Annotated in this window: 13 protein-coding genes; 7 read left to right on the forward strand and 6 right to left on the reverse strand. The window is 54.1% G+C overall.

Features of this window, described 5'->3' with window-relative positions:
- The first annotated feature begins 239 nt into the window (after nt 1-239).
- Entirely contained in the window at nt 240-629 is a 390-nt protein-coding gene (locus DX909_RS01865; RefSeq protein WP_128543354.1) for a response regulator, read from the forward strand.
- A gap of 269 nt (nt 630-898) precedes the next feature.
- Here DX909_RS01865 and DX909_RS01870 read toward each other — a convergent pair whose 3' ends face one another.
- Nucleotides 899-2,041, reverse strand: a complete 1,143-nt coding sequence (locus DX909_RS01870) for a sensor histidine kinase (protein ID WP_229310913.1) — start codon at nt 2,039-2,041, stop codon at nt 899-901.
- A gap of 303 nt (nt 2,042-2,344) precedes the next feature.
- Between DX909_RS01870 and DX909_RS01875 the strand changes: the two genes are divergently transcribed.
- Complete coding sequence (locus tag DX909_RS01875; RefSeq protein WP_128543356.1) at nt 2,345-2,740, forward strand: response regulator; 396 nt, start codon at nt 2,345-2,347, stop codon at nt 2,738-2,740.
- 25 nt (nt 2,741-2,765) lie between these two features.
- On the opposite strand, the gene DX909_RS01880 is transcribed toward DX909_RS01875, so the two are convergent.
- Complete coding sequence (locus DX909_RS01880) at nt 2,766-3,245, reverse strand: response regulator (protein WP_128543357.1); 480 nt, start codon at nt 3,243-3,245, stop codon at nt 2,766-2,768.
- Between the two features lie 864 nt (nt 3,246-4,109).
- Between DX909_RS01880 and DX909_RS01885 the strand changes: the two genes are divergently transcribed.
- The gene (locus DX909_RS01885; RefSeq protein WP_128543358.1) at nt 4,110-5,252 is read left to right on the forward strand and encodes an FAD-dependent monooxygenase; all 1,143 of its coding nucleotides are present in this window, start codon (nt 4,110-4,112) and stop codon (nt 5,250-5,252) included.
- A 196-nt stretch (nt 5,253-5,448) separates the two neighbouring features.
- On the opposite strand, the gene DX909_RS01890 is transcribed toward DX909_RS01885, so the two are convergent.
- The 3 genes from DX909_RS01890 to DX909_RS01900 form a co-directional block, all read right to left on the reverse strand.
- A complete protein-coding gene (locus DX909_RS01890) occupies nt 5,449-5,946 on the reverse strand; it encodes a hypothetical protein (RefSeq protein ID WP_128543359.1) in 498 nt (165 codons plus the stop codon).
- A gap of 47 nt (nt 5,947-5,993) precedes the next feature.
- On the reverse strand, nt 5,994-6,269 hold the full coding sequence (locus DX909_RS01895; protein WP_128543360.1) for a hypothetical protein: 276 nt from the start codon (nt 6,267-6,269) through the stop codon (nt 5,994-5,996).
- Nucleotides 6,270-6,493: 224 nt separating this feature from the next.
- The gene (locus DX909_RS01900; protein WP_128543361.1) at nt 6,494-6,793 is read right to left on the reverse strand and encodes a hypothetical protein; all 300 of its coding nucleotides are present in this window, start codon (nt 6,791-6,793) and stop codon (nt 6,494-6,496) included.
- Nucleotides 6,794-7,323: 530 nt separating this feature from the next.
- On the opposite strand from DX909_RS01900, the gene DX909_RS01905 reads away from it, so the two are divergent.
- From DX909_RS01905 to DX909_RS01915, 3 genes are read left to right on the forward strand one after another with little or no spacing between them, the layout of a single operon-like run.
- Nucleotides 7,324-7,653 carry a winged helix-turn-helix transcriptional regulator gene (locus DX909_RS01905; RefSeq protein ID WP_128543362.1) on the forward strand — a complete coding sequence of 110 codons (330 nt, stop codon included), beginning with the start codon at nt 7,324-7,326 and terminating at the stop codon, nt 7,651-7,653.
- Nucleotides 7,654-7,662: 9 nt separating this feature from the next.
- Entirely contained in the window at nt 7,663-8,745 is a 1,083-nt protein-coding gene (locus DX909_RS01910; protein WP_128543363.1) for a fatty acid desaturase family protein, read from the forward strand.
- A 25-nt stretch (nt 8,746-8,770) separates the two neighbouring features.
- The gene (locus DX909_RS01915) at nt 8,771-9,673 is read left to right on the forward strand and encodes an SAM-dependent methyltransferase (protein ID WP_128543364.1); all 903 of its coding nucleotides are present in this window, start codon (nt 8,771-8,773) and stop codon (nt 9,671-9,673) included.
- A gap of 53 nt (nt 9,674-9,726) precedes the next feature.
- On the opposite strand, the gene DX909_RS01920 is transcribed toward DX909_RS01915, so the two are convergent.
- The gene (locus tag DX909_RS01920) at nt 9,727-10,221 is read right to left on the reverse strand and encodes a lipocalin-like domain-containing protein (RefSeq protein WP_128543365.1); all 495 of its coding nucleotides are present in this window, start codon (nt 10,219-10,221) and stop codon (nt 9,727-9,729) included.
- A gap of 389 nt (nt 10,222-10,610) precedes the next feature.
- On the opposite strand from DX909_RS01920, the gene DX909_RS01925 reads away from it, so the two are divergent.
- On the forward strand, nt 10,611-12,896 hold the full coding sequence (locus DX909_RS01925; protein WP_164851176.1) for a PAS domain-containing protein: 2,286 nt from the start codon (nt 10,611-10,613) through the stop codon (nt 12,894-12,896).
- Nucleotides 12,897-12,992: the final 96 nt, after the last annotated feature.

Here is a 12,992-nt window from a genome sequence, read left to right on the forward strand (position 1 = left end):
AAGAACTGATCACTTAGTAGGGTATAGCACAAATTCAGGTAAATCACATAGAATACCCAGCTAAGGAAAAGCTGATTCAGTCCATAGAAAGCTCTCTTCCTTCGTAAAGAAGCCGAATCAACAAGATTTCGGATGAGAGCAGTGTTTGTCATTCTGGCAGGTAGGAGGCCGCTATAACTTAATCCCACCAATTTGGTTTTACAAACAGGTGGCTCATTTGGTTTGCTACCCCCTTCCTCATGAATAAAAGTGGACCCATTATTGTCATCGAAGACGACGATGACGATCAATTACTGCTCCAGCTCGTCTTTAAAAAGCTTGGGCATCCCAACAAAGTGATCTTTTTCTCAGATGGGGAGGTTGCCCTGGATTACCTGAATCAGATGCACGATGTGCCGTTTTTAATCCTTTCGGACATCAATATGCCCAAATTGGATGGGTTTGCATTGCGAAATAAAATCCATACCGACAGCCAGTTAAGCATAAAGTGTATCCCGTATTTATTCTTTTCGACAGCCGCCGATCAACGCATGGTCGTTGACGCCTATAGCTTATCCGCACAGGGCTTTTTCATTAAGCAAACCAATTATAAGGAACTGGAAGAAACCATGTCGATTATCATTGAATAATGGAAACGATGTGCGGCTCCCAATAGCTTTTAATCTCACCTACGTCGGCATGGGAGAAATGACACCTTTGAAGTTAACCGGAAGGACGAGCAAAATTTTCCTTCTCATTTTAAAAAGTTTGTCACCATTGAATTTCGGATCAATATCTGACCGGGAGAGGATATTGAAAAAGATTCAATTGTCTTACGGACCTGGAAAGCCCGACTTAGGGCTCGAGTTTAATACAATTGAGGGTTAAATCAGGTCCGGGTTCAAAGGATTCTCGTTCCCTACCCCGGAAGATAGATGACGAACGTAGCGCCTTCCCCCGGGTTGCTGTAGGCCGTGATGCCTCCCCCGTGATTTTCAACCACTTGCCGGCAGATCGCCAGGCCGACTCCCGTGCCGGGGAACTCGTTCTGGCTATGCAGACGATGGAACACCTGAAAAATCCGGTCCCGGAATCTCATGTCGAAACCGACGCCCTGGTCGCTGATACTAATCTGGTGATAGAAGGGAACGGATCTGTTCGGGCGAATTTCCGGGGGCAGTTCGCCGGGCTTCCGCTGATCATACCGGATCTGAATCAGGGGAACCTGATGCACCGGCGTGAACTTGACGGCATTGCTGATCAGGTTCTGAAACAACTGAGCCAGTTGTGACTTATCGCCATTGATCTGGGGGAGTTCATCCAGAATAATCCGGGCTTTGCGCTGTTCAATGTCGAGCGACAGATTGTCCAGAACACCCGCCACCACTGCCCCTAACGAAAGAGGCTCGAACGCTTGTTGCCGGATGGAAGCCCGGGAGTACACCAGGAGGTCCCTGATCAGACTTGACATACGGGCGCTGGCGCCGGTAATCCGGTTCAGGTAATCCCGGGCCGACTCATTGAGCTGGTCTTTGAACTGTTCGCTGAGCAGCGTACTGAACGCCTGAATTTTACGAAGGGGCTCCTGCAGGTCATGGCTGGCCACATAAGCAAATTGCTGCAGATTCTGATTGGAACGCAGCAGGTCCGCATTGGCCGTCGCTAATTCTTCTGTACGTTGCTGCAGGTGCTGGGCCGTAACAACTTTCTGGGTGGTCTCGTGGACAATGGCCAGGATACCGCCCACCTCCCCGGCTTCGTCGAGAACGGGCAGGTACGTATAGGTCCAGTAGGCCTCCTCCTCCCGGCCATTCCGGTAGATAGGCACCAGCTGATCTTCACTGAAGACGGATTCGCCGGACCGGCGAATCTGGTCAAACAGCGGCTGAGCAAAGGTATACCAGATCTCCGGCCAGCACGCGGGGCCGGCCTTTCCCAGGGCGTTCGGATGTTTGCCTTCCTGACCCAGGCTTGGCCGGTAGGCGTCGTTGTAGAATTGAATATATTCCGGACCCCAGAAGAGGACCATCGGGAATTTCGACCTGAGAACGATGTTCACCATCGAACGCAGGGACTGAGGCCATTGCCGGGGCGGGCCTAACGGGGTCTGTTGCCAATCATATCCTCTAATTCGTTCGCCCATCTCACCACCACCGGCCAGGAAAGCAAACTCGGAAGGAACCGCAGATGCATGCATCGTTAAATTTAGATATAAACTAAAGGAGGCCAAGGCCCGGCGTACTATTTTTACTGTAGAGGCCGGCCGCTCCTTACTTAATCTCGTAACCTTTACTTCTTCTTCACCTCCAGCAAAGAGACCTCAAAACGGGTTGTTAAGCAGGAATGTTTCCGTTTACCTGCTGAGATGAAGCCCCTTGTGTTGGTTGCGGATGATGAGGAGGAGGTGTGGCTGATCGAGCGGGCGCTGGCGGATCTGGAATGGCCGTGCCTGATTCAGACTTTTTTGGACGGAGCTTCCGTCATGACCTATGTGCGGTCCTTACGGGAACCGCCGGCGATGGTGATCCCGGATCAACTCATGCCGGATCTGGAAGGGCTACAGGGGCTGAAACGTTTTCGGTGCCTGCCGCTTTGCCGGAACACCTGGATCGTCGTGATGAGCGGGACGCTGGACCCGGACCAGTCGGCTCACGTGTTTAAAGGCAGGAGGGAACGCCTTCCTGACCAGCCATCGGTTTTTCTGGAATGGAAGGCAGCCATGCACCGGATGGTAAGCAGTATTGCCCCCGAGTTTCGTTGATCGGAACACGATTACCTCTATACGATCAACCCGGGAAGCAGGACTGGGAATCGGGAAGCATCACGGCCTGCCACCAATATTCCCGGAGCGTTTGAAAATAGGCCATCCAGTCATCCTGATTCAGTGGTTTGGCAATGTAGGAATTAGCACCCAGATCATAAGCCTCCCGGATATCCACCGGACTGTCGGAGTGACTGAGAACCACAACCGGGCATTGCCTGGCCGGGTTGGTCATTCGTCGGATGGTGCCCAGCATGTTCAGGCCCGTCTCCCTTTCGGGTAGGTAGAGGTCCAGCAGAATCAGTTGCGGGTAACTGCCGGCATCGGCACACTCTTCCAGAAAGGTGGTGGCCGCGGGTGCGCTCGACTTCCAGATGGCCTGAACTTCGGGGAATTGACTTTCAAGAGCCTGCAGGATCAGGGTCCACTGATCCGTCTGATCCTCGATAACCAGGATTCGGGCATTCTTTCTGTTCTTCCTGTATTTGTTCTGGGGAAAAGCCATACGCTGACTGGGTTGAGGGTCGGATTGGGAATCGCTCTTAACCCGCGGCCGGTTCGTGACAGGAAGAAACGGCCGGACGCCGGAATTCCTGATTGCCCTACCGGTCCGAATGGAACGTAGTTCCGTCAGATTCCTGCCCGGGGGTCTGACCTCCCGGTGGAATCGAAAAAATCAATAGATGTTGCTTTTTTAATCAAAGATAAGCCGTGATCCGATTAGTCGGAAGAGAAGCAGCCGATTGTAAGGCAATGGCCCCACCGGCTTTGACGATTAAAATTGAAAAAGATGGTGTGGGCCGGTTTTAGATAACTTCCTGAATGTTAAAAAAATACCGAGTTTTATAGATTCTATTTTCCTTTCTTTCAATGTAACCGGTTACGACACCGGGAGGAATTCCGGCCGCGGCATCAATCCAATCCCTCTAACCGCCGGATCAACCGCATTTCCGGTGACCGTTCGTCCATCCTGCCCGGGCCATAATCAGCGGTAACCGGGGAGAGCGAAAGGTTCGGATGGAGCATGCCAAGCTGACTCCGGAGAATCATCGGCCGGAAGATTTCACCCTTAATAATTCTCAGAAGGGTGATCTGAGAAGCTTTAAGAAACGCCGGAAAGCCGGAGCTTCGAGTGGTTGTCATTTCGTTTTTGGGTTGAAAAGTAAATGAAAAGCCAGGTCGGGAAGGGAATGCCTGCCTGTTGGCCTGGTGAAAACGGATTCCTATGCCATGTGGACAGGGGAGATCAGGTGAACTTCCGGGGAAAGATACCTGAGTACCGAAACCGTTGGAAGGGAAGCAGACTTTAAATTAACGCCAATACCGCGGAATAGTTATCTTTAAGAGAAATATATTTTCCTGACCCGATATGAATCCCATACCAACCTACGACGCCATCATAGTGGGTGGCGGCCCGGCCGGAAGTACCTGCGCTGCCCTTCTGGTCCGGGCGGGTCTGCGTTGCCTTGTCCTCGACGGCGCTCGGTTTCCCCGCGTCAAACTGTGTGCGGGCTGGGTTTCCGCCCCGGTCTGGGACATCCTCGGCATTTCACCCCGGGAGTATTCCGGGGGCCTCTGGGAGTGGGACCGGGTGCATTTTAGGTTTCGGGGCAAAAACTATACCGTAAAATCCAGGGGATATTTCGTGCGTCGCTATGAGTTCGATGATTTTCTGCTCAGACGCAGCAACGTGGAGGTCCGGGAGGACTTTTTTGTCCGGCAGCTCGAACGGGACAGCGAGGGGTTCTGGGTGGTCGATCAGCAATACCGGGCCAGGTTCCTCATCGGGGCCGGGGGCAGCCATTGCCCCGTAGCCCGATTATTGTTTCCCAAACCGGACAATATACCCTGCGGAACCCAGGAAAGGGAATTCGAAGGAAACCTGGAAGAAATAGCCTCCTGCCGGGCCGGAGAGGACGGCGAACCGGAAATTCTGCTGCACGACGATATGAAAGGATATTCGTGGAATGTGCCTAAAGGGAACTGGCTGAATGTCGGCTCCGGTACCACGGTCGCCCGGGAGGTCCTGCCGGCCTGGCGCAAAGCCCGGGCGTTCTTCGAAGGAGACGGACAAACCGGAACCATCCCGGTTTCCTCCCGCCCGATGCTGGATAAAATGAAAGGGCACGGCTATAGTGCTTTCCATCCGAACCGCCTGGCCATTTGCCAGAAGGACAATGTTTTTCTGGTAGGGGATGCCCTGGGGCTTGCGCAGCCCATGACCGGGGAGGGCATCCTGCCCGCCGTGCTCTCGGGAAGATGCTGCGCTGCGGCCATTGCCGCAGGAACACCGGAACGATATCGGGAAAGCCTGACCTCCGATCCGATGATCAGTGATTACCGGGTGCTGCATTTCCTGCAGACGCAGATAAAAAAAATACTGAACCGAAACGGGTCGGGCCTTCAACTGAAATCCCGGCTTTTGGACAAGCTGATCGTGTCCATTTTCGCCTATCTGTTTTCCGGAAAATCCATCCCCGGAGGCCGTCTTATTGCCAAAATGAGAAAATAAAATAAGCTTATCTCTGAAAGCCGTTGACGGGCAGCCTGACGGGATTCATGCGGAAAGAAGCTCCTTATTTGAAAGGGATAATGACGGGTTGAAAAGGGAAGGGAGGGGTCCGGCGGTCCGGCGATCCGGCCCGTTCGGTTCGGGCATGGTCCGGAAAGCGCTCCGGACCGGATGCAATGGGCAGTGGTGACGGCTGTCACCTGGAAAGAAGTGGGTAGAGTTTCTGTAAATTCAGATATACTTCGCCCACCGCTCTTTTGATGTGACGTTCGAGGTAAATTCTCAGGTTGTCGACAAAAAAGGCCGTTTCCCCTTCGTAGTCGCAGGCGAAAAACGCCCCATTGGTAAAATAACCGGCTCCCCGGTCCTGGTACCGATGAAAGCGGGGATCGGAAAAAGGGGTCGTCTGCTTCCCGGAAAATTCTGAAATCTTTTGGCGAACTTCGGCCACCAGAGCGGTAATGTCCTGGATCCTGCCTTCCACGCCGACCTCCTCGAAAAAATTGACCCGGTACCCCATCCGGTCGGACTGGCGGAGTAAATCATCCAGGTGATCAATGACTTCTACAAAGGCCGTTTCCAGGCCATCTTCCGGGCTGTTCGGGGCATCGAGAACCCCGGAATCGAGGATCGTGCGAATCCGCCCAAGGCGCAATTTAATTTCCGGTTCGGTAAAATTCAGCGGTGCGTTCATGGTAGGGCCGAGTCAGGGTAAGGACCGGAGTTCTTTAAAAGAATGCCTCAGGATTCATCGGATAGGGTCCTCGCCGATCCCGGTTCGGCAGCGATCGGGTGAGCGCCGGACAAATGATCTTCACCGAAGGAATCGTTCTCTTCGGAAAGGGGGCCGAAAATTTTACGGAGAATCGTTTCGGCGTTCATACCCTCAATAACGCGGGTAAATTTCGAAAGCAGGCTGGTGTGTGCGTTTTGCATACTGGTTCTTGGATAAAAGGAAAAGGTTACCTCAGACTGGCAGGACAGAATGCTTCGGCGGGTTGCCGATAACGCGTTCATGAAAGCAAGGCGGATTAACGAGCGGTCTCGAGGAATGGCCCCGGACAGGAAACAAGAGCCGTTAAAGGAGAGGCATGTAGAAGTATAACGGTTTCCTGCCCGAAAAGTTGCCCCGCCGAAAAACTTATTTACCTGGCGGATCAAAGGCTCGAAAAGGAGGAGCGAAGCGGGATTGACAATTAAAGTTTTCCATATATTAGGGCTCCCAAAGGCCTGTAAAGGGGTTACCAGCCCGGCCCGCGGTCTTCATAGGGAAACACTTCGTAGATCATGGCTGTCGAGGTACCGTCCGGAAAGCTGATCGATTTCAGAAGCCGCAGAACTCCCTGGGAGTAATCGGTTGGCCCCGAGTTGAAGGCTAGATAAAACTGCCGGACCAGGAATGTTTCTTCCGGATCAGTTTCAAATACAAGACTGACCTCATACCCATCGGTTTCAACCCCCGATAATCGGGCATCCTGAGGCAGGGACACTTCATTGAATCCCGGAAATAGCACGACGGTCATGGAGGACTCGGAAGACATGGACGAAAAATCCCGGTTTTCTGACGAGATCTATTCATTGTAACTTTTTTCCGACGATTCTGGTCAAAAACTGAGGGATTTGAGTAAAATAATTTTCATTTCTCCGGATGGAAGGAAGGCGGGCTTCGGGCGCCTGAATCGGAAATTCTCCACAGATGGTCAATGTAAAATCTGTTGATATCTAAATTTGCGTCACTTTAAAAAAATTTATTTGCACTTGTTCGTAACTTACACAACAGTTAGTCAGTTACAATTATGATAGTCTTTATGTCCATTTTTTTGTACCATTCAAATGCACCTGTTCCATCCCTTGCGGGCGAAGATCGCCTGCCGGTTTCACGTCTTACCTTCCAATTATTTTCGGAATTTCTAACCTATTTCCTGGTTTCTTTTCCATCCCGGGCCGATTTTATTCTCAGGAGGACCCGGCCAATCGAAACGTATTGTCCGGCGACTTTCTTTTCCGACTTCTCTGCTGCTCATGCCGGGTGATTCCCCGAATCGACTTCCATTGATCAATCCCCATTTTGATGCAGAAAGAAGAAAGTACTTCCTTCACTCAACCGGATTATACGCTGATCCGCAAAGCTCTGGAAATCGTTTCCGGCAAATGGCGGCTGTATATCATCCTGTTGGTAGGGGAGGAAACCTGGCGGTATAGCCAGATCAGCGACCGGATGCCTGCGGTTAGTGAAAAAGTGCTGGCCGGTGAACTGAAAGCACTGGTGGCCCTCGGCGTAATGGACCGCAAGGTATATGCCCAGATTCCGCCCCGGGTCGAATATTCCCTTACCGCCAAAGGGCTTCAGGCCTTACCGATTCTGGAAAAACTCGAGAAACTTGGTCAGCTTTTTATTTAAACATTAAGAATTCAGATGCAACTCAAATTCGTCAATATAAATAAGTCTTCCTTCCATGCAGAGGTGCGCCGTCGGGTCGATGCCTATTTCAGGGATCAGAAAATTTCTCCGCATGCCAACCGGGCCATGTGGTTCAAGGCCTTTTTTTTCCTGGGAGGGTATGTGCTTCTCTACGTCCTGCTGATGTCCAACCAGTTCGGTCTCTGGACCATGCTCGGAATGGCGATCGGCCTGGGTTTATTTGCGGCCTTCATCGGCTTCAACGTATCGCATGACGCCCTGCATGGCGCTTTTTCGGACCGCCCGTGGGTGAACCGGCTGTTGGGCGACACGTTTTATCTGCTGGGGGCGAACCCGTATGTCTGGAAAATAAGCCATAACGTCGTTCATCATACGTACACGAACATCCCGGGCCACGACGAAGATCTGGAAATCGCACCGGGTCTGATCCGGGTCCACGACGACGAACCCCATCGTCCCTGGCAGCGGTTTCAGCAGTGGTACGCCTTTCCGCTGTATGGCCTGGCCTCGCTTTCCTGGGTGTTCCGGAAGGATTACGTCAAATTTTTCAATTCGAGGATCGGCCAGCATGCCAACACCGGCCATCCGCGGAAAGAATACTATAACCTCTTCATCAGTAAGGCGCTTTACTATTTCTTTTTTCTGGTATTACCGTACCTGGTGCTGGACGTGACCATCTGGCAACTACTTATAGGTTTCGTGTCTATGCACCTCGTGGAAGGGCTGGTGCTGGGGCTGGTCTTTCAGCTGGCCCACGTCGTGGATGGAACCACCTTCCCGGCGCCCGAAAACGGGGTTTCCATTCAGGAAGCCTGGGCGGTTCACCAGTTGTGCACCACGGCTAATTTTGCTCCCCGGTCGGCCACGGCGGCCTTCTTCTGCGGTGGCCTCAATCGCCAGATCGAACACCACCTTTTTCCCCGGATTTGTCACATCCATTACCCCGCCCTGACGACGATCGTCCGTCAGACGGCCGATGAGCATGGGCTTCCTTATCTGGAAAATCCAACCTTTTTGACCGCGCTGCATTCTCATTACCGACTTCTGAAAAAAATGGGTAAAGCCTCCTAAGCGACCGCCCTTAACCTTAACTGCCATGGCATCACAGCAAGACCTGGAGTTTACCTACTCCACCATCGACCAAATCTTTCGCCTGAGTGTCGGCCCAACGGGAGACTATAGCGGAGCCATGTACAACGGAAACTTTGCGCTGACGCTGGAACAGGCCCAGCGTCAGAAACATCGCTTCATCGCCGAGAGTCTGGGCATCACCAAAGGCTCCCGGGTGCTGGATATGGGCTGCGGGTGGGGGCCTTTTCTGACCTATATCAAGGAAAAGGGAGCCATTGGCCGCGGGGTGACGCTGTCTTCGGCCCAGGCCGCAGCCTGCCGGGAAAACGGCCTTGAGGTGGAGGTAAAAGACTGTCGGCAGATTACCCCCGCCGACTACGGGACCTTCGATGCGGTCACCTGCATCGGGGGGATGGAACATTTTTGTTCCATCGAGGAATACCGGGCCGGCCGGCAGGACGAAATTTATGCCGAGTTTTTCAGGAAAGTAGCCGACCTGCTGCCGGTGGGCGGCCGGTATTATATGCAGACGATGGTATTCGGAAAGAACATGATTCCCCTGGAAGAGATCAGCCTGAAGGCCCCCAAAGGTTCGCCCGCTTACGCCCTGGCCCTGATGATCGCCCAGTTTCCCGGCTCCTGGCTTCCCTATGGTTACGAGCAGGTGGTCCGGAACGCCAAGCCGTATTTCAAACTGATTTCAAAGAGCAGCGGCCGGCTCGACTACATTGAAACCATCGGCCAGTGGCGCAAGCGGTTCCGGGCCTTCCATCTGAAAAAATATGCCCTGTATGCCTCCCTGCTGCCTCGTATCATGACTAAAAAGGAATTCCGGGACCTGGTCGCGGTGTTCCGGGTGAGCCCGAACCGGGTCTGTTTCCAGCAGGAGACGATGGACCATTTCCGCCTGGTTTTCGAAAAAGTATAGTCCGGACGCCGTCCGGAAAGCCGAATGCAGACCCTCTGCCCGACAGGCGTATCCTACAGCTTGTTGAAGGTCGAGGTATACGTATGCCCGTCGATCACCGTTTCGAGGGTCATCTGCGTGTCCTTCTTTCCGGCCACACCGGGTTTGTAGGTATAGGTAAACTCCTGTTTTCCCCCGGCTCCGGATACCGTCAGCTTGTTTCCGTTCACCGACCAGGTATTGAACTCCTCCTCGATGTCCACTGTTTTCCGGCCGTTGCAGTTCATTTCCGTCCAGGTCTTAAAGGTCCGGTTCTCGTACAGCTCGTAATAAAAATTGATGTCGGAGCAATTGAACATGTACAGCTGGCGCAGGTAGGCCAGCAGATCCGCGATCCCGTTCTCGGGCGGGGAAACGATGTAACTGACCATTTCCCAGCGGCCCACCAGTTGGCCCTGGGGCGTTGGGGCATCCGATTTATTCTCTTTTTTGGGGCAGCCGGTCAGCAGAACCGGGACAGACAGCAGGAGAAACAGCCGTAGCATTCGGGAAGGCAGAGAAGGTTTCATGGCTTGAAAGGGAAGATTTATGATGAATTGAAAATTTGTAACTTGCTGACTACGAGCATATTTTACGTTGGATGAATCAAACGGGTAGTTAAAAAATTTTGGGAAGGTATCCCGGAAAAGTTTTTGCACCGGGCTGACTTTTTATTTCCCGTTGGCAATCTATCGCGGCTCCAACGGCACCGGGTGCCCCCGAATCTTCAAACACAGCCGGGGAACGCCCCCTTTCTCCACCGGGTTGGATTCGGCGTCCGGCCGGTTCCAGAGTAAGAAAATGAGGCACTGGTATTTTTTCCCGCAAATCGTTTCTAAATTGCCGGATTCCGGACCGGTTTCAGAGGTTCGGTAGCCTTGTCGCTTTGCTTGCCGGTATGCATTCATCCTCGACCGAAGTGTCTGGTTCCTTACTCAGGGCCCTCCTGGATCGTTCTCCCTCGCCGGTCTGTGCGGCAGAAGCCGTGCGGGATCCGGCCACCGGGACTTTCCTGGATTTACGAATTTTATACGGGAACCGGTGTTTCCGGGATCTGGTGGCCCGGGTGCGGCCTTCCGCCGATACCGGTTCCCTCCGGGCGATCCTGGCCGGCCCGGACCCAACTCCGCTCACAAGACTGTTCGGCGTGATGGAAACCGGGACCCCGTTTCGGGGTATTCAGGAATGGGATGGAGCGGAGGGGCGCGTCCGGTTCGAAATATGGGCGGAAAAGGTTGAAAACACCCTAATCCTCAGCCTGACCGAACTCGGCCCGACCCAGGACCTGACGGATGCCCTGGCGTTGTTGACGGGAGTGCTGGACGCTTCCCAAAGCATGGTGACCTATTGTCAGGCCGTCCGCGGCCCCTCCGGCACCGACGGCCGCGGGCCGATCATCGATTTTCAGTACCGCTTCGCCAACGAGAATGTGGCCCGGCTGATCGGCGCTCCCCTGGCCGAGATTCTGAATAACCGCATGACCCGGTTTTTCCCTTCGGTAAAGGAAATCGGCTTGTTCGACCTGTATGTGCAGGTGGTGGAATCTGGAAACCCGCAATCGTTTGAATTTCCTTATCGGCAGGATGGCTACGACGGCTGGTATCTCATTCAGGCACAGCCGCTTGGCGACGGGTTCGTGCTTTCCTTCATCGATATTACCCGGCGGAAACGGACGGAACTTGAACTTCAGCAGGCCAACAGCATTCTCAATGCCGTACTGAACGCAACGGCCGTGGCCGTAACCGCCTTTCGGGCGGTCCGGGAAGCCGGGGGCCGCATCAGCGACTTCGACTGCGTATCCGCCAATGAACGGGCCAGCCAGATTCTGAACCGGCCCGTGGATGAACTAACCCGGTTTTCCCTTCTCACCCTGTATCCGGCCTTACGGGAGCGGGGGGATTTCGATCAGTTTGTGGAGGTGGTCGAAACGGGCCGAACCCTGCGGTACGAGACGCTGTACCAGGCCGACGGGCTGGATGCCTGGTTCGACGTGACGGTCACCCGGCAGGACGACGGTTTCGTGCTGACCTATCTGGACATCAGCGACCGGAAAAAGGCCGAACTTGCCATCGGCCGGCACGCCCAGCAACTCCAGGCCATGCTCGATGCCTCCATCAGCAGTATTCTCGTGATGACGGCCATCCGGGGTCCGGGTAACGGCACGGAAACCGGACCGATCATCGATTTCCGGATGGACCTTGCCAACCGCTCCGTGGAGCGAAGTCTGGGTAAAACCCCCGCAGAACTCGAAGGCCGGACCCTCCTGGAAGTGTTTCCCGGGAATGTGGAAAACGGTTTCTTCGACCTCTATGCCAAGGCCGCCGATACCGGTATTTCGCAGCAGGCCACCCTTCATTATACCGACATTAACGGCTTTGAAGGCTGGTTTGAAATATCGGCCGTTCAGATGGCCAAAGACCAGATCGTGCTGACGTTCATGAACGTTACCCAGACCAAGCAGACGGAACAGCAGCTGCGGGAGTCCAACGCCAGCCTCGACCAGTTTGCCACGGTCGCCAGCCATGACCTTCAGGAGCCGCTTCGGAAAATAAAGTCGTTCGGTGACCTCCTGGCGGCCCAGTACGGCCCGGTACTGGGCGACGGAGTGATGCTGCTCGAACGCATGCAGTCGGCCTCCAGCCGGATGCAGACCCTCATCCGCGACCTCCTGGCGTATTCAAGGCTTTCTACCCAGCGGCCGCTCGCCTTCCAGCCGGTGGATCTGAACCGGGTCGTTGCCGAAGTGCTGGTGGATCTCGATCTGGCGGTGTCCGAAAAAGGAGCCACGGTGGAGGTGGGTCGGCTGCCCACCCTTCAGGGCGAACCGCTACAAATTCGGCAGGCGTTCCAGAATCTGCTGAGTAATGCCCTCAAGTTCTCCGAACCCGGCCGACCCCCGGTCATCACCGTGAAAAGCCGCCTGGTCAGACGCGCCGATCTTCCGGCCGCCGTCAAACTCTACGGCACGAAGTACTGGGAGGTTCAGGTGGCCGACAACGGCATCGGTTTTGAGGAAGCCTACCGGGAACGCATCTTCGGGGCTTTCGAACGGCTGCACGGCAAAAACAGCCGATACCTCGGCTCCGGCATCGGTCTCGCCATCGTGCGCCGGGTAATGGATAACCACCAAGGCGCCGTGTCGGCCCAGGGTGAAGTGGGTATCGGCTCCGCCTTCAGTCTGTTTTTCCCGGTCCACCTCTCCTGATGCCGTTTTTCCGGCATCAGAAACGGCAGTGATTCCAGCGAATAATTCGCGTACTTCTACTCTAAAATACTAATTCTTAGGGTTTTAATTTCGGTA

Source organism: Larkinella soli, from assembly GCF_003703975.1.
GTDB lineage: Bacteria > Bacteroidota > Bacteroidia > Cytophagales > Spirosomataceae > Larkinella > Larkinella soli.

Bases quoted from the DNA above. Each gene is read 5' to 3' on its own strand.
- DX909_RS01885 (WP_128543358.1), top strand. From the start codon at position 4,110: ATGAATCCCATACCAACCTACGACGCCATCATAGTGGGTGGCGGCCCG.
- DX909_RS01875 (WP_128543356.1), top strand. From the start codon at position 2,345: ATGAAGCCCCTTGTGTTGGTTGCGGATGATGAGGAGGAGGTGTGGCTG.
- DX909_RS01920 (WP_128543365.1), bottom strand. From the start codon at position 10,221: ATGAAACCTTCTCTGCCTTCCCGAATGCTACGGCTGTTTCTCCTGCTG.
- DX909_RS01900 (WP_128543361.1), bottom strand. From the start codon at position 6,793: ATGTCTTCCGAGTCCTCCATGACCGTCGTGCTATTTCCGGGATTCAAT.
- DX909_RS01905 (WP_128543362.1), top strand. From the start codon at position 7,324: ATGCAGAAAGAAGAAAGTACTTCCTTCACTCAACCGGATTATACGCTG.
- DX909_RS01865 (WP_128543354.1), top strand. From the start codon at position 240: ATGAATAAAAGTGGACCCATTATTGTCATCGAAGACGACGATGACGAT.
- DX909_RS01880 (WP_128543357.1), bottom strand. From the start codon at position 3,245: ATGGCTTTTCCCCAGAACAAATACAGGAAGAACAGAAAGAATGCCCGA.
- DX909_RS01895 (WP_128543360.1), bottom strand. From the start codon at position 6,269: ATGAACGCGTTATCGGCAACCCGCCGAAGCATTCTGTCCTGCCAGTCT.
- DX909_RS01915 (WP_128543364.1), top strand. From the start codon at position 8,771: ATGGCATCACAGCAAGACCTGGAGTTTACCTACTCCACCATCGACCAA.
- DX909_RS01870 (WP_229310913.1), bottom strand. From the start codon at position 2,041: ATGGTGAACATCGTTCTCAGGTCGAAATTCCCGATGGTCCTCTTCTGG.
- DX909_RS01890 (WP_128543359.1), bottom strand. From the start codon at position 5,946: ATGAACGCACCGCTGAATTTTACCGAACCGGAAATTAAATTGCGCCTT.